This is a genomic window from Sphingomonas sp. 179-A 2A2 NHS, assembly GCF_045371305.1.
GTDB lineage: Bacteria > Pseudomonadota > Alphaproteobacteria > Sphingomonadales > Sphingomonadaceae > Sphingomonas.
In genome coordinates this window covers 153,600-169,033 of record NZ_JBIQDE010000006.1, presented here as the reverse complement: position 1 = coordinate 169,033, position 15,434 = coordinate 153,600, and the positions used below count along the sequence as shown (strand labels likewise).

At 66.4% G+C, this 15,434-nt stretch carries 11 protein-coding genes; 6 read left to right on the top strand and 5 right to left on the bottom strand.

Going from position 1 to position 15,434, the window contains the following annotated elements; genetic code table 11:
* Positions 1 to 19: 19 nt before the first annotated feature.
* Entirely contained in the window at positions 20 to 2,785 is a 2,766-nt protein-coding gene (locus tag ACH0AE_RS14545) for a TonB-dependent receptor (protein WP_294444235.1), read from the top strand.
* Positions 2,786 to 2,921: 136 nt separating this feature from the next.
* Here ACH0AE_RS14545 and pgeF read toward each other — a convergent pair whose 3' ends face one another.
* The 4 genes from pgeF to lgt are packed head-to-tail and all read right to left on the bottom strand — an operon-like array spanning position 2,922 to position 6,174.
* Positions 2,922 to 3,683 (bottom strand): peptidoglycan editing factor PgeF, encoded by a 762-nt coding sequence (gene pgeF / locus ACH0AE_RS14540; RefSeq protein ID WP_294444234.1) that lies wholly within the window; start codon positions 3,681 to 3,683, stop codon positions 2,922 to 2,924.
* Positions 3,680 to 4,195 carry a GNAT family N-acetyltransferase gene (locus tag ACH0AE_RS14535; RefSeq protein WP_294444233.1) on the bottom strand — a complete coding sequence of 172 codons (516 nt, stop codon included), beginning with the start codon at positions 4,193 to 4,195 and terminating at the stop codon, positions 3,680 to 3,682. Before ACH0AE_RS14535 ends, pgeF begins: the two co-directional genes overlap by 4 nt.
* The gene (locus tag ACH0AE_RS14530) at positions 4,192 to 5,244 is read right to left on the bottom strand and encodes a class I SAM-dependent methyltransferase (RefSeq protein ID WP_294444232.1); all 1,053 of its coding nucleotides are present in this window, start codon (positions 5,242 to 5,244) and stop codon (positions 4,192 to 4,194) included. The genes ACH0AE_RS14535 and ACH0AE_RS14530 overlap by 4 nt, the downstream gene beginning before the upstream one ends.
* A gap of 48 nt (positions 5,245 to 5,292) precedes the next feature.
* The gene (gene lgt / locus ACH0AE_RS14525) at positions 5,293 to 6,174 is read right to left on the bottom strand and encodes a prolipoprotein diacylglyceryl transferase (protein ID WP_294444231.1); all 882 of its coding nucleotides are present in this window, start codon (positions 6,172 to 6,174) and stop codon (positions 5,293 to 5,295) included.
* A gap of 83 nt (positions 6,175 to 6,257) precedes the next feature.
* On the opposite strand from lgt, the gene ACH0AE_RS14520 reads away from it, so the two are divergent.
* From ACH0AE_RS14520 to phbB, 4 genes are all read left to right on the top strand, one after another.
* Complete coding sequence (locus ACH0AE_RS14520) at positions 6,258 to 7,949, top strand: class I adenylate-forming enzyme family protein (protein WP_294444230.1); 1,692 nt, start codon at positions 6,258 to 6,260, stop codon at positions 7,947 to 7,949.
* A gap of 91 nt (positions 7,950 to 8,040) precedes the next feature.
* On the top strand, positions 8,041 to 10,263 hold the full coding sequence (locus tag ACH0AE_RS14515) for a xanthine dehydrogenase family protein molybdopterin-binding subunit (RefSeq protein WP_294444229.1): 2,223 nt from the start codon (positions 8,041 to 8,043) through the stop codon (positions 10,261 to 10,263).
* Complete coding sequence (hemH, locus tag ACH0AE_RS14510; RefSeq protein ID WP_294444228.1) at positions 10,260 to 11,267, top strand: ferrochelatase; 1,008 nt, start codon at positions 10,260 to 10,262, stop codon at positions 11,265 to 11,267. The genes ACH0AE_RS14515 and hemH overlap by 4 nt, the downstream gene beginning before the upstream one ends.
* Positions 11,268 to 11,297: 30 nt before the next feature.
* Positions 11,298 to 12,020 carry an acetoacetyl-CoA reductase gene (phbB, locus tag ACH0AE_RS14505; RefSeq protein ID WP_294444227.1) on the top strand — a complete coding sequence of 241 codons (723 nt, stop codon included), beginning with the start codon at positions 11,298 to 11,300 and terminating at the stop codon, positions 12,018 to 12,020.
* A 23-nt stretch (positions 12,021 to 12,043) separates the two neighbouring features.
* On the opposite strand, the gene ACH0AE_RS14500 is transcribed toward phbB, so the two are convergent.
* Entirely contained in the window at positions 12,044 to 12,358 is a 315-nt protein-coding gene (locus ACH0AE_RS14500) for an antitoxin Xre/MbcA/ParS toxin-binding domain-containing protein (protein WP_294444226.1), read from the bottom strand.
* 315 nt (positions 12,359 to 12,673) lie between these two features.
* On the opposite strand from ACH0AE_RS14500, the gene ACH0AE_RS14495 reads away from it, so the two are divergent.
* Complete coding sequence (locus ACH0AE_RS14495) at positions 12,674 to 15,421, top strand: [protein-PII] uridylyltransferase (protein WP_294444225.1); 2,748 nt, start codon at positions 12,674 to 12,676, stop codon at positions 15,419 to 15,421.
* The last annotated feature ends 13 nt before the right edge of the window (positions 15,422 to 15,434 follow it).

Below are 15,434 nucleotides of genomic sequence, written 5' to 3'. Positions count from 1 at the left end.
AAGAAAATCGGAGAGCCCGATGCGTCGCGTAGCCTCGCTTTTGTCCAGTGCTGTTTTCTTCGCCGCCCTGCCCGCGCTTGCCCAGGAGCAGCCGAGCCAGGACCCCGCCGCAGCAGGCTCGGTCGCACAGCCGCAGCAGGCACCCGCCAGCGACACCGACCTTGGCGCCAATGAGCTTGGTGCCGGCGACATCGTCGTCACCGCAACCCGTCGCGCCGAGCGCCTTGCCGACGTGCCGATCGCGGTTTCCGCCGTCAGCCAGGCCGCGCTGCAGAACTCAGGCGCGAACGACATTCGCGGCCTGACGCAGCTTGCCCCGTCGCTTCAGGTGTCCTCCACCGGCAGCGAGGCGAACGCCACGGCCCGCGTTCGCGGCATCGGCACCGTGGGCGACAACCCCGGCCTCGAAAGCTCGGTCGCGGTGTTCATCGATGGCGTCTATCGCAGCCGTACCGGTTCGGGCCTGAACGATATCGGCGAGATCGACCGGATCGAAGTGCTGCGCGGGCCGCAGGGCACGCTGTCAGGCCGCAATGCCTCGGCCGGCGCGATCAACATCTACACCAAGATGCCGTCCAACGACTTCGGGGGCTATCTCGAGGGCACGTACGGCAATTACGACAATATCCGCCTTGCGGGTGCGGTGACCGGCCCGATCGTGAAGGACGTGCTGTCATTCCGCGTCGACGGCGTGTTCAACAAGCGTGACGGCTTCCTCGACGATGTCGTCAACAACACGGATTACAACGATCGCAATCGCTGGTTCGTGCGGGGCCAGCTGCTGTTCGAACCGACCAGCGACCTGACCGTCCGCCTGCTGGGTGACTACACCTGGCGCGACGAGAAGTGCTGCGGCGCCGTGTACGTCGACACCAGCGAGAAGCTGGATCCGACGCCGGGCTTCCCGGGCGACTATACGACCAACCCGAACGGCAACCGTATCGTCGACATCCTGCGCAGCCTGGGCGGCGTGCTGCCGAGCGCAGGTGATCCGTACAACCGCAAGATCGCCAACACGCTTGGCCGCGCCTATTCCAACGTGACGAAGGATTACGGCGGGTCGATGCAGATCGACTATAACTTCGGCAATGTCGCGCTGACGTCGATCACCGCCTACCGCGAATACAAGTCGGGCAATGCGTCCGATATCGACTATGGCAATGTCGACATCGGCTATCGCGCCGACGACGGCCGTGCGTTCCGCCAGTTCCACACCTTCACCCAGGAAGTGCGCCTGCAGGGCTCGCTGTTCGAGGATCGCCTCGACTGGCTCGTCGGCGGCTACTACTCGAACGAGGATCTGGTGGTTGGCGACAACCTGCAGTTCGGTTCGCAGTATGGCGCGTTCGCATCGTGCCGCATCGTTGCTTCAGTCAGCCCGGCGGCAGCGCTGCGCGATCCGACCGCGCCGGGCTGCCTCAGCCCGCTCGGCACGGCGACGATTAACGGTGCCTTCGCTGCAGCCCCTGGCGTTGGCCCGGCGCTGATCAATGGCCTGCGCACGCTGTCGACGCTGAACAACCTGGGCGATCGTAACGCGCGTTACTACCAAGACAGCGAGAATTATGCGTTCTTCACGCATAACATCTTCAAGCTGACCGACACGCTGTCGATCACCGCCGGCCTGCGCTGGACGCATGAGGCGAAGGACTTCCACGCCAATTTCGACAACACCAACACGGTCTGCCCGCAGCTGCAGCAGAGCCTTGGCCCGCTCCTCGCCAGCCCGGCGACCGCAGCGCTTGCCGGTGGCATCATCACGCTGGGCTGCACCGGCAACTCGTCGGTGGCGCTGAATGGCCTCGACCTGCGTGACGGGTTCAGCGAGAGCGAGTTCACGGGCACGGGCGTGGTGTCGTGGAAGCCGACGCGCGACCTGATGGTCTATGCGAGCTACTCGCGCGGCTACAAGGCGGGCGGCTACAACCTCGATCGTTCGGACCTGGGCAGCGCGCTGACCCCGCGCCGCTCGAGCGATGTGACCAACCTGCGCTTCGATCCGGAGCTGGTGAACAGCTACGAAGCGGGTATCAAGTATTCGACCCGCAAGTTCACCGCCAACCTGACGGTCTTCCGTTCGGACTTCGAGAACTTCCAGCTGAACACGTTCAACGGCACCAACTATGTCGTGCAGAACATCGGTTCGTGCGCCAACAGCCTGAACGGTGCGGACCAGGACGGTTCGGCACTGACCGGCGTCTGCAACGGCGACGTGAAGCCGGGCGTGCGCAGCCAGGGCGTCGAGCTGGAACTGGGCTTCTACCCGGCACGCAACTTCGCGGTGAACCTTGGCTACACGCTGGCCGACACCAAGTTCCGACGCGACCTCGTCGGCTCGGCATCGGGTGAGGCGCTGGATCCGGCGCTCTTCCTGCTCGCCGGCAGCCAGATGTCGAACGCGCCGCGTAACGTCGTGACGGGCTCGGTCAGCTGGACGCCGGACATCGGCAGCTCGGGCCTGACCGCGCTGTTCTATGTCGATGGCCGCATGACCAGTGACTACAACACCGGTTCGGACCTGTTCTACGAGAAGCGCCAGGATGGCTTCTTCCTCGCCAACGCACGCGTCGGCCTGCGCGGGCCGGACCAGAACTGGGCGATCGAAGGCTGGGTGCAGAACCTGTTCGACGTGAACTACCAGCAGGTCGCGTTCAACTCGCCGTTCCAGGGTGCTGGCAGCGTCGCGCAGACGATCCGCCTGGGCACCTCGCCGTCGAACCAGCTGTTCGAGGCGTTCCTCGGCGATCCGCGTACTTACGGCATCACGCTGCGCAAGCGCTTCTGATCGGCAGCGCAAGGGGGTGCCGCGCGGCGCCCCCGGTGGCACAGCAATAGGGACACGACTTCGCCACCCCGAAGCTGCTTCGGGGTGGCGTTTTCTTGTCAGTCCTTGGTCAACTCAGCGGGGCTGGCGAGGCCGTTCAGAGGAGGCCGATGATGGCGATCTGTCGGCCGTATCCCGGCTCGCCGCGGTGGGTCGCGCGGCGGTAGCTGTAGAAGCGAGCTTCGTCGGCATAGGTGTCGAAGCCGAGCGCCTCGATCCGGCGCACCCCGGCGAGCGCCAGGCGCTGCATCACGTATCCTTCGAGATCGAACTGAGCGTGGCCATCGCGCGCATCGGCGAAGAACCGCTCGTTGGAAGGATCGTCTTCCTCGAAACGCCGGCGAAAGGCGGCGTCCACTTCGTAGCTGGTGCGCGCGATGCATGGGCCGATTGCGGCCGCGATCCGGTCGCGCCGCGCCCCCAGCGCCTCCATTGCGGCGATCGTCGCGTCGGTGACCCCGCCGATCGCGCCCTTCCATCCGGCATGGGCGGCGCCGACCACGCCTGCCTCCGCATCCGCCAGAAGCACCGGCGCACAATCGGCCGTGAGCACGCCGAGCGCCAGGCCGGGACGGTTGGTGACCAGCGCGTCGGCGCGTGGGCGCTCCGCCAGCGGGGCGGACACGGTGACACAATCCGCAGAGTGGATCTGATAGCAGGTGACGAGTGCGCCGCCCGGCAAGACGGCCTCAGTCGCGCGGCGCCGGTTTTCTTCGACGGCGGCGGGATCATCTTCCGAGCCGATGCCGACGTTGAGGCCAGCCATCGCGCCCTGTGACACGCCGCCCTGCCGCCCCAGGAAGCCATGCGGCACGCCCGACAGCGCCGCCGCGCGGATCGGTTGAACCGCGCCGCTCACAGCGCAAGCCGCATGATCATGTCGCGATCGATCTGGCTGCCGGTCTTGAAGGCATAGTCGCCGACATGGATGAAGCCATGCTTCTCGTAGAAGGCGCGGGCGCGCAGATTCTCCTCCCACACCGTCAGGACCAGTGCCGTGGCACCTCGGCGGCGGGCCGTATCAGCGGCCCATCCGAGCAGCGTGGCGGCCACGCCGCTGCCATGCTCCGCCGGATCGACATAGAGCTGGTGGAGATGGACCGTCTCGTCCGTCGGGATCTCTCCATCGAAGAAGGTCGGGCCAAGCTTGCAATAGCCAACCACTGCCCCCTGTTTCAACGCGATCTGAAAGTCATAGGCGGGATCGGCGAGGTGGCGGCGGAGCAGGCCTTTTTCGCCATAAGCGTTCGCAACATAAGCATCGATGTCCGCCTTGGGTGCGGAATGGGCGAAGGTTGCCAGCCATACGCGGCGCGCCATGGCGTCAAGGGCGGCGCCGTCCGTGCTGACCGCATTGCGATAGTCGATCATGCGAATCCTGCTGGTTCGGGCCATTCCGGGTGGCGCGTCGCCAGAACCTTGAATAGCGTGCCCATGTCATTGACCAGCCGGTCGCGATCGGGCGCCACCTTCGGCCCGAGTGCGGCGGCGCGGGCGTCGATCCCAAGCGCGGTGAGGAACGCGCCCTGACCGACAGGGCCGGACACCTTCGCCCCGCTTGCGGTGCCAACCAGGCCAAGCGTTGCGAAATCGACGTGCGCCGTGAGATCCCGCTCCCCCGGTTCCTCGAACGGATTGGCAAAGCCATGATGGCGCACTGCCTGCAACGTCTCTCCGAGCGCTGGACCCTCGTAGCCATAATCGATCGCGAGCAAGGCGCCGCCCTGCGCCACGATCCGGGCCGCGAGGACACGCGTGATCCCGACGCTGGCGGGCGACGTCTCGATGATCGCGCCGATCGGCGCCTCGACGAGATGGGGAGGGATGATGCTGTCTGGTACTTGCGCGCCCGCGATCGGCAGGAACAGCGTGTCCTGGCAGGCGACGATCCGTTCGTGCCAGCCCGCGCGGCCGCGGATGAGCTGGCGGATAGGGAGTGCGTCAAAGAATTCGTTTGCGATGACGATCAGCGGGCGATCTGTCGGGAGATCCTCGACATCGTCGTGCCATGTGGCGTCCGCCACCCGCTTGGCCTGTTCGCCGCGCAGCACCGGGCTCGTCTCGACAAAATGGACCGGCGGACGCAACCCCGCCTTGGCGGCGGCACGGAGCGCGTCGGCAGTCAGTGTCCCCCGGCCGGGTCCGAGTTCCACCCAATGGATCTCGGGGCGGCCGGTGCGATCCCACAGGTCCGCCGCCCACAGGCCGATCAGCTCGCCAAACATCTGGCTGATCTCCGGGGCGGTGGTGAAGTCGCCGCCGGCGCCCAGCGGGTCGCGGGTCGCGTAATAATGCGCGTTCGCGGCGGCCATATACTGGCTGACCGGGATCGGCCCGCCAAGCGTGATCGCGCGCGCCAAGCGATCGGGAAGGCTGCCCTCAGTGCTGTCGGCGGGGGGGTGTGATGGCTGCTCTGTCATCACGCGCGGCATGCCCCTGCCGCGCGCGCGCCGCAAGCGGGGCGCCGCTCAGGCGACGCTTTCAGGCCCAGCGATCGGCTCCACCCGCTGCCGCCGCGCCTTCGCCGTCGCGATGAGGTACAGTCCGCCAGCGATCATCGGCAGACACAGGATCTGCCCCATGTGAATCGTGGTGGCGAAGAAGGTGCCGGCGAATTGCGAATCCGGTTCGCGGAAGAATTCGACGAAGAAGCGCGCCAGGCCATAGCCGACGAGGAAGATGCCGACGAGCTTGCCCGGCTCGTACCGCGCCTTGGTGCGCCAGAAGAAATACCAGAGGATCGCGAACAGCACGATGCCTTCCAGCCCCGCTTCGTACAGCTGACTGGGATGGCGAGCAGGCTCGGCAAAGCCCGCGGGCACGGTGCGCTCGAACACGATGCCCCATGCCACGTCCGTTGGCTTCCCCCACAATTCGCCGTTCACGAAGTTCGCCAGTCGGCCGAAGAACAGGCCGAAAGGCACGACACAGGCGACGTAATCGTGGATTCGCAGCCAGTTCAGCCCATTCTTGCGTGCGAACAGGATGATCGCGAGGCTGGTGCCGATCACCCCGCCGTGGAAGCTCATGCCGCCATCCCACAAACGCAGGATGCGCAGCGGATGGAGGATCATTTCCGGGGCGTAGAACAGCACATAGCCGATTCGTCCGCCAAGGATGATGCCGAGCGTCGCGTAGAATACGAGATCGTCGGCATGGCGCCGGGCCATCGGTGCGCCGGGCTGATCGAGCAGCTTCAGCAGATACCACCAGCCGACGACGATGCCCGCGATATAGGCAAGGCTGTACCAGCGAAGCGTGAAGAAGCCGATCGAGAAGACATCTGGGTGGAGCCCCAGGTCCGCGAACCGGATGTGGCCACCGGCGGCGGCAAGCAATGGCAGGATCAAGGCTTTCCCCTCTGGCGTCCTGCCTCCATAAAGGGGCGGGCGATCAACACCAAGCCCAGACGAAAGCGTAGCGGAGAGACTGAATGAAGACCGAGCTCGATCTCAAGATGGACGCAATCATGGCCGCGATGACGGCGGAAGGCGGCCCGCTTGCGCTCGGATCAGTCGAACGGTTCGGGCAGAAGCTGCCGATCATCGCTGCCGCTCCGCCGACGCTGAACGCCTATTTCGCGCATTATTGCGCGCAGTTTAAGGACACCGAGTTCCTGGTTGCGGGCGACGAGCGGCTGACGTTCGGCGACGTGCATGCCAAGGCGACCCAGGTCGCGATGGCGCTGGTGAGCGGGTTCGGCGTGAAGAAGGGTGACCGCGTCGGCATCGCGGCACGCAACTCGCCGTCGTGGATCGTCATCTACATGGGCGTGCTGATGGCAGGCGGCGTGGCGACGCTGCTGAACGGCTGGTGGCAGGCGGAAGAGCTGCAGGCTGGCGTCGAGGACGTCGGCTGCACCCTGGTCTTCGCCGATCCGCCGCGCTGCAAGCGGCTGGCCGCGATCGACGGCCTGCGCGCCAAGGTGGTGGAGTTCGACGATCTTCAGCCGCTGGACACCGCGCTGGAGACGATCCTGCGTTCCGGCGGTGAGGCCGAACTGCCGGAAGTGGGCCCTGACGACAACGCGACGATCCTGTTCACCTCGGGCTCGACCGGCCAGTCGAAGGGCGCGCTTTCGACCCATCGGCAGGTGATGCAGGGCGTATTCAACTATCTCGCGTCGGCGATGATGATGCTCGCGATCGCGGCGCAGGAAGGGCAGGCAAGCGGGCTCCAACCGTCGACGCTGCTCAACGTGCCGCTGTTCCACGTCACTGCCGAAGTGCCTGTGATGCTCCAGTCCTTCGCCATCGGCCGCAAGCTGGTGCTGATGCCGAAGTGGGACGCCGAGGAGGCGATGCGCCTCATCGAGAAGGAGAAGATCACCTATTTCGTCGGCGTGCCGCTGATGAGCTTCGAGATGCTGACGCATCCGAACCGCTCCAAGTACGACCTCTCCACCATGGCGGACATCGCCGCGGGCGGCGCACCGCGCCCGGTGGAGCACGTCAAGCGCATCGACCAGGAAATGGAGGGTGCGCCGCTGATCGGCTATGGCCTGACCGAGACGAACGGCATCGGCACGGGTAACTGGCGGACGAACTATATCGCCAAGCCGAACTCGGCCGGTCGCGCATCGATGCCGCTGGTCGATCTCGCGATCCTCGACGATGCGGGCAAGCCGGTGCCCCGGGGCGAGCGCGGCGAAGTCGCGATCCGCTCGGTCGCGAACTTCCAGGAATATTGGGGCAAGCCGGAAGCGACGGCCGACTGCTTCACGGCCGACGGTTACTTCCGCACCGGTGACATCGGCTATCTCGATGAGGACGGCTATCTCTTCATCGTCGATCGCAAGAAGGACATCATCATCCGTGGCGGCGAGAATATCAGCTGCCAGGAAGTGGAAGCCGCTTTCTACCATCATCCCGATGTTGCCGAGGCGGCCGTGTTCGGCCTGCCGGACGAGAAATATGGCGAGGTGCCGGGCGCGGTGGTCTATCTGCGCCAGCGCGGCGCCGTCGCCGAGGATGATCTGATCGCCTTCCTTCACCAGCACATCGCCGCCTTCAAGGTGCCGGCGAAGATCTGGCTGTCGGACGATCCGCTGCCGCGCCTTGGCACCGAGAAGATCGACAAGGTATCGCTGCGCAAGAAGTACCGCGCCCTCGCCGCAGCGATCTGATCGCAGCCTTTCAGTTCCCGTCGGCGCCAATCGGCGAGCGACGGGGGCGATTGGTGTAATCGATACCAATAAAGTGACGGCGGCCTGATCCATGGCTAAGCCCGCGGCGATGGTTTCACGCCGCTCATTTCTGGTGGCCGGGGGTGCCGGGCTGGGATTGGCCGTGGCCTGGGCGGCATGGCCACGGCACTACGTGGTCGACCTGGCCCCTGGGCTGCATGAGACGCCGCTGGGCGGTTGGCTCAAGATCGCGGACAGCGGACAGATCACGGTCGCCGTGCCGCAGACAGAGCATGGCCAGGGCGTCTATACCACCTTGCCGCAGATCCTGGCGGATGAGCTCGGCGCCGACTGGCGCACCATTGGCGTCGAGGCGGCGCTGCCGAGCCCGATCTACGCCAACCCGCTGGCGGCGCAGGCGCTGTTCGGCCTCGGCCGGGTGCCCGGCGCGATGCGCCGCGAGCATTGGGTGCGATCGGCAATGATGCTGACCGCGGGATCCACCGCCATCCGCATGTTCGAGGCGAGCCTGCGGGAAGCTGGCGCCGCAGCGCGGGTGCTGCTCGCGAAGGCAGCGGCGGCGCGCTGGGGAATCGATTGGGAAGAGTGCGAAACGCGCGACGGCTTCGTTGTTGCGGGCGAGCGCCGCTTGCGCTTCGGTGAGCTGGCGTCGGAAGCCGCAGCGGGCGACTTGCCGACGGACCTGCCGCTACGTGTTGGCGACGAGGGGCGGCTGAGTGGGCGCGATCTGCCGCGTCTCGACGCGCCGGCCAAGGTCGACGGCTCGGCCAATTTCGCGGCCGACGTGCGGCTGCCCGACATGGTCTTCGCCAGCATCGCGCAGGGACCGGCTGGCGGCGCGAGCCGGTTGGTGCGTGCTGACAAGGCGGCAGCCGATCGTGTTCGCGGCGTGGTGGCAGTGATCGAGAACCCTCGCTGGATCGCGGCGGTGGCCAACAATTGGTGGGCAGCGAACCAGGCGATCGCGGCGCTAGCACCGCGCTTCGAGACGCGCGGCGCGCTGACCGATGATCGTACCATCACAAGCGCGCTGGACGCAGCCTTGAACGCCGAAGGATTGAGGCACGCCGCATCGGGGAACGTCGAGGAAGCACTCCGCGGCAGTCTGGGGCAGGCGGATTATGCCGTTGGGCTTGGGGTTCATGCCGCGCTTGAGCCACCGACGGCGACCGCCTGGTGGCATGGCGACCGACTGGAATTGTGGATCCCGACGCAGGCGCCGACCGCGGCGCGCGCGGCCGCCGCGCGCGCGATCGGCGTGCGGGAGCGCGACGTGACGATCCACCCGATGCTGGCAGGAGGGTCGTTTGGCCAGGCGCTGGAGGTCGACGCGGGGGAGCAAGCGGCTATCCTAGCCGTGACCCTGAAGCGCCCGGTGCAGCTGACCTGGTCCCGGCGGGAGGCGATCGTGCACGATCGATTCGGCGCGCCAGCCAAGGCACGTATGATCGCGCGGCTATCCGGAGACGGGCGGATCCTTGGTTGGCAGGCGAAAGTCGCGACGCCAGCGACCGGGGCGGCCCTGGCAGCAAGACTGGTGCCCGCGGACCCGCTGATGAGCGCGGCCTCGCTGCTGCCAACCGCGGCTGATCACTATGCCATGTCCGGCGCGGTGCCGCCGTATCGGTTGCCCGCAATGGCGGTGGATCATCACCCCGCCACGATTGGTCTTCCGGTTGGTCACCTTCGGGGCGGCGCAGACCGGGCTAACGTCTTCTTCACCGAAAGCTTCATCGACGAACTCGCGCGGCGCGCAGGCGCGGAGCCGATGTCGTTCCGGATTGGTATGCTCGGCCATGATGCGAGGCTTGTCCGCTGCCTTACCACTGCAGCGTCGCTGGGGGGGTGGGACGGCGGCCGAGCGGGAAGCGCGCAGGGGCTGGCCTGCCATGCCATGGCGGGAAGCGTGATCGCGCTGCTTGCCGAGGCGCAGTTCGACGGTGCCGGACGGCCGCGGGTCGACCGGATCGTCGCCGCTGTCGATTGCGGGCGAGCGATCAATCCTGACATCGTTCGCCAGCAGATCGAGGGCGGGATCGTCTTCGGCGTTGCCCTTGCGACTGGTGCGGCGCCCGAGTTCACCGCCGGAATCGCTGCGCAGCGGCGATTGGGCGACCTGCGGCTGCCGCGCCTCGTCGACACGCCGGAGATCAGCGTGGAGCTTATCCCCAGCACGGCGGACCCTGGCGGCGTCAGCGATCTTGCCGTGCCCGTCGTTGCGCCCGCCATCGCCAACGCCTTGTTCGCTGCGACGGGCAACCGGCTTCGCCACCTTCCGTTTGGGACGTCATGACCAAGCCTGCCGATCATCCCGTTATCCCGAAGCCCCGTATCGGCGTGCTGCTGATCAATCTCGGCACACCTGACGCGCCTGATCCGCCGGCGGTGCGGCGGTACCTGGCGGAGTTCTTGTCCGACCCGCGGGTGGTGGAGATCCCGAAGTTCATCTGGCAGCCGATCCTGCGCGGCGCGGTGCTGACGACGCGGCCGAAGAAATCCGCCCACGCCTATTCGCAGGTGTGGCGCGAGGACGGCTCCCCGCTGGCGGCGATTACGCGTGCACAGGCAAAGGCGCTGGAGGGGGCGTTCGGGCCGAACGTCATGGTGGATTACGCCATGCGCTATGGACGCCCGGCGATCGGCGACCGGGTGCAGGCGCTAAAGGACGCAGGCTGCGAGCGCATCCTGTTGGCGCCGCTCTATCCGCAATATTCCGCTGCCACGACGGCAACCGCGAACGACCGAGCATTCGCGAAGCTGGCGATGATGCGCTGGCAGCCGGCGATCCGCACGCTGCCACCCTATCACGACGATCCCGCTTACATCAACGCACTGAAGACGTCGGTGGAGGGAGGCATCGCGACGCTCGACTTCGTCCCCGACGCGCTGATCGCAAGCTTTCACGGCATGCCACTGCGCACACTGCAGCTTGGCGATCCCTATCACTGCCAGTGCCAGAAGACTGCGCGGTTGCTCGGCGAAGCGCTGGGTCGCGAGGTGGCGATCACCTTCCAGTCCCGCTTTGGCCGCGCCAAATGGCTGGAGCCGGCGACGGACACGGTTCTTGCCGCCCTGCCGGGGAAGGGCCTGCGCAAGGTCGCCATCGTCGCGCCTGGTTTTTCCGCCGACTGCCTCGAGACGCTGGAGGAGCTCGCCATTCGCGGCCGCGAGACGTTCCTCGAGGCGGGCGGTACCGACTTTGCCTATCTGCCGTGTCTCAACGACAGCCCGGAAGGCATCACTTTGTTGCGCACGGTAATCGCACGGGAACTTGAAGGCTGGGTGCGTCTTCCGTAGCCTCGCCGGGTTCATCGAGGGAGGGCGACAATGGCACGGGTGGCGATCGTCACAGGCGGCACGCGCGGAATCGGCGAGGCCGTCAGCCTTGCGCTTGAGGACATGGGCATGGTCGTCGCCGCCAATTATTGCGGCAACGATGAGCGCGCAGCGGATTTCACCAGCCGCACCGGAATCAAGGCCTATAAATGGGATGTCGCCGATTTCGACGCCTGCCAGGCGGGGGTCGCCCGGGTCGTGGCCGAGCTTGGCCCCGTCGACGTGCTGGTGAACAATGCGGGCATCACCCGTGACGGCACGATCATGAAGATGACGTACCAGATGTGGAAGGACGTGATCGACACGAACCTTGGCGGCTGTTTCAACATGGCGAAGGCAGTGTTCCCCGGCATGCGCGAGCGTGGCTGGGGCCGGATCGTCAACATCGGTTCGATCAACGGCCAGGCGGGCCAATACGGCCAGGTGAACTACGCGGCAGCCAAGAGCGGCATCCACGGCTTCACCAAGGCCCTGTCACAGGAAGGCGCGCGCGCCGGCGTGACGGTGAATGCGATCGCGCCGGGCTACGTCGATACCGACATGGTCGCCGCAGTGCCGCCGGAGGTGCTCGACAAGATCGTCGCCAAGATCCCCGTCGGACGCCTCGGCCAGGCACACGAGATCGCGCGGGGCGTAGCCTTCCTATGCTCCGAAGAGGGCGGGTTCATCACGGGCTCGACGCTCTCGATCAACGGTGGGCAGCACATGTACTGACGAGGTCTGCCGGCGGTGCCCAGTCAGGCCGCAGCGTGCCGGTTGATCGCGTCTTCCACAGCCAGCATGCCGTCGGCGCTTTGCGTTGCAATGTCTAGCGGTCGGCCGCCAAGCGTATCGTGCGGCTCGTTGAGAAAAGCGCGCGCCGCATCCCGGCCGAGCACTTCGAAGGCGAGGCGGACGGCGCGACCCTGGCGATCCGCTTCATCGGCGGACAGTTTCGACTTAACGGCGGCGGGGCGGAATTGCCGGCGCCGCAGCATCGGCTTCCGGTCTTCTGTCGGCTCGATCGGTGCTGCTTCGGCAGACGTAGCGATGTCGGTCGTTTCGGCGCTCAAAACGCAATCTCCCGCAGCGGGTTGGTAGCACCAGACGAAGCCTGCAGCCCTGCGATCTGTGCGGCGTAGCCGCGTGTCAGCCCGGCGTTGACACGCCGCGCCTCAGGAGTAGCGGCGTGCGCCGTTCGGATCAGCGACACTTGGTGCCGCGCGAGAAGTTGATTGAGATCGATGATCGTGGCTCCCGTGGCGTAAGCGGGAGCACGCAAGTCTCTCAGCCGCCAGCGCCTACGGAGCGGAACTGCTGACGATCGTTCCGATATAGGAACGAAACCGCGCATTCCAAGTGACTGCGCTTTGCCGTACCGCAAGGCCATGAGCTCGCGTTTCGAAAACCTGCCGAACCGCCGCGCGATCGTCGATCGGCGCGCTCTTGCCGAGGCCATCGCCGCGCTGGAGATCGACGATCCGGCACTGCTCCGCCGCACCGCGACCGCGATGCTGAAGGACGCGCTGGATGCAGGCCGCAATGAGATCGCGCGGCGACTTGCGGAGCGGCCGTCGCGCGGGTTGGAGGCAGCGAATGCGCAGGCCTTCCTGGTCGATCAGCTGCTGCACATCCTGCTCGATCTGGTGACCCGGCGGCTTTACCCGCTCAGCAACCCGACCGGCGGCGAGCGGCTCGTGCTGGTCGCGGTGGGCGGATACGGACGGGGCGAGATGGCGCCGTTCTCGGACGTCGACATCGGGTTCCTGACTCCCTGGAAGCAGACGCCCTGGGCCGAGCAGGTCATCGAATCGACGCTTTACGCCTTGTGGGACCTCGGCCTGAAGGTCGGCCATTCATCGCGCTCGCTTGACGAGATGGTGCGCCAGGCGAAGGCAGACGTGACGATCCGCACCGCGCTTCTGGAAGGCCGGCTCGTCTGGGGAGATGCGGCGCTGTACGAAGAGGCGATGGCCCGCTTCAAGGCGGAGGTGACGCAAGGGACCGAGCGCCAGTTCATCGCCGACAAATTGGCTGAGCGGAATGCACGGCACCTGAAGATGGGCGACACGCGCTATGTCGTCGAGCCCAACGTGAAGGAAGGGAAGGGCGGTCTGCGCGATCTCCACGCGCTCTTCTGGATCGGGAAGTACGTTTATGACGTGGAGCGCGCCGGGCAACTCGTCACCGTGGGGCTGTTCACCGCGTCCGAGTATCGGCTGTTCCACCGCGCCGACAACTTTCTTTGGGCGGTCCGCTGCCACCTGCATCTCGCCGCAGGGCGGGCGGAGGACCGGCTGACCTTCGACATGCAGCGCGAGATCGCGGAGCGGATGCGCTTTTCCGACCGTCCCGGGAAGGCGGCGGTTGAGCGATTCATGCAATATTACTTCCTGCAGGCGAAGACGGTCGGCGCGCTGACCGGCGTCTTCCTGGCGCATCTCGACGAACAATTTGCAGCCCGCGGGCGCCGCTTCGGCCTGCCGCGACTGCGGCGGCGGCCGACCAAGCTCAACGGCTTCGTGCTCGATCGCGGCCGCCTAGCGCTGCCGCACGACAATTTCTTCGCGGAAGATCCCGTGCGGCTGATCGAGATCTTCCAGCTGGCGGACCTTCACTGTGTCGAGATCCATCCGCTCGCCGCGCGCGCGGCAACGCGTGATGCCAAGCTGGTCGACGAGGTGCGCACCGACCCGCGCGCCAACGCGCTGTTCCTCGACGTGCTCACCAGCCCGCGCGATCCGGAGCTGGTGCTGCGCTGGATGAACGAGACGGGCGTTTTCGGTCGCTTCGTGCCCGATTTCGGCCGCGTCGTCGCGCAGATGCAGTTCGACATGTACCACCATTATACGGTCGATGAGCACACGATCCGGGCGATCGGCCTGTTGTCGCGTATCGAGCGCGGCGAATTGATGGCGGACCATCCGCTCGCCACCGCGATCCTGGGCCAGATCCTGTCGCGCCGGGTGCTGTATGTCGCGGTGCTGCTGCACGACATCGCCAAGGGGCGCGGCGGCGATCATTCGGTGCTCGGTGCGGCGGTAGCGGAGCGGCTTTGCCCGCGGTTCGGCCTGACCCCGGCAGAGACGGAGACGGTGGCCTGGCTTATCCGGTACCACCTGCTGATGTCGGCGACGGCGTTCAAGCGCGACCTTTCCGACTTCAAGACGGTCCTCGATTTCACCGCCATCGTGCAATCGCCCGAGCGGCTCCGCCTGCTGCTGGTGCTGACGATCGTCGATATTCGCGCGGTGGGGCCGGGCACATGGAACGGGTGGAAGCGGCAGCTGCTCGGCGATCTGTTCGAAGCGGCGGAGGAAGTGCTTCGCCTTGGCCACAAGCAGAAGGGGAGGAGCGAGCGGATCGCGGCCAAGCAGGCGAACCTCGCCGCTGCGATGGAATGGGATGAGGAGACGCTCGCCCGCTATGTCCGCCGTTTCCCGGAAGCCTATTGGATCGCCGAACCGGATGATGTGCTGGCGCACAACGCCCGCTTCATCACGCGCGCTGGCGATGCGCAGCTGCGGATCGATGCGCAGGTCTATGCGCAGCGCGGCGCGACGCTGGTAACCGTCTATGCCGCCGACCATCCCGGCATCTTCTATCGCATCGCCGGCGCCATCCATGTTGCCGGCGGCAACATCATCGATGCGCGGATCCACACCACGCGGGACGGCATGGCGTTGGACAACTTCCTCGTGCAGGATCCCTATGGGCGCCCGTTCGACGAGGAGGAGCAGCTCGGCCGGCTGCGTGCCGCGATCGAGGATGCACTCGCCAATCGCGGCCAGCTGGTCGAGCGGCTGAAGGCGAAACCGCTGCCGCGCACCCGCGCCGACGCCTTCCGGATCGAGCCCAACGTACTGGTCGACAACAAGGCGTCCAACCGGTTCACCGTGGTGGAGGTGAATGCGCGCGATCGCCCGGCGCTGCTCAACCAGCTGGCCCATGCGCTGTTCCAGTCGAAGGTGACGATCCATTCGGCGCATGTCGCGACCTACGGTGAGCGCGCGGTCGATACCTTCTACATCACCGACCTGACGGGTGATAAGATCGCCGCCGGGCCGCGGCTGAAGGCGCTGGAAAAGCGGCTGCTGGATGCGGCGGCCGGGCGCGCGCTGGAGTTGGCTGCCTGACGCCAGAAGGAGG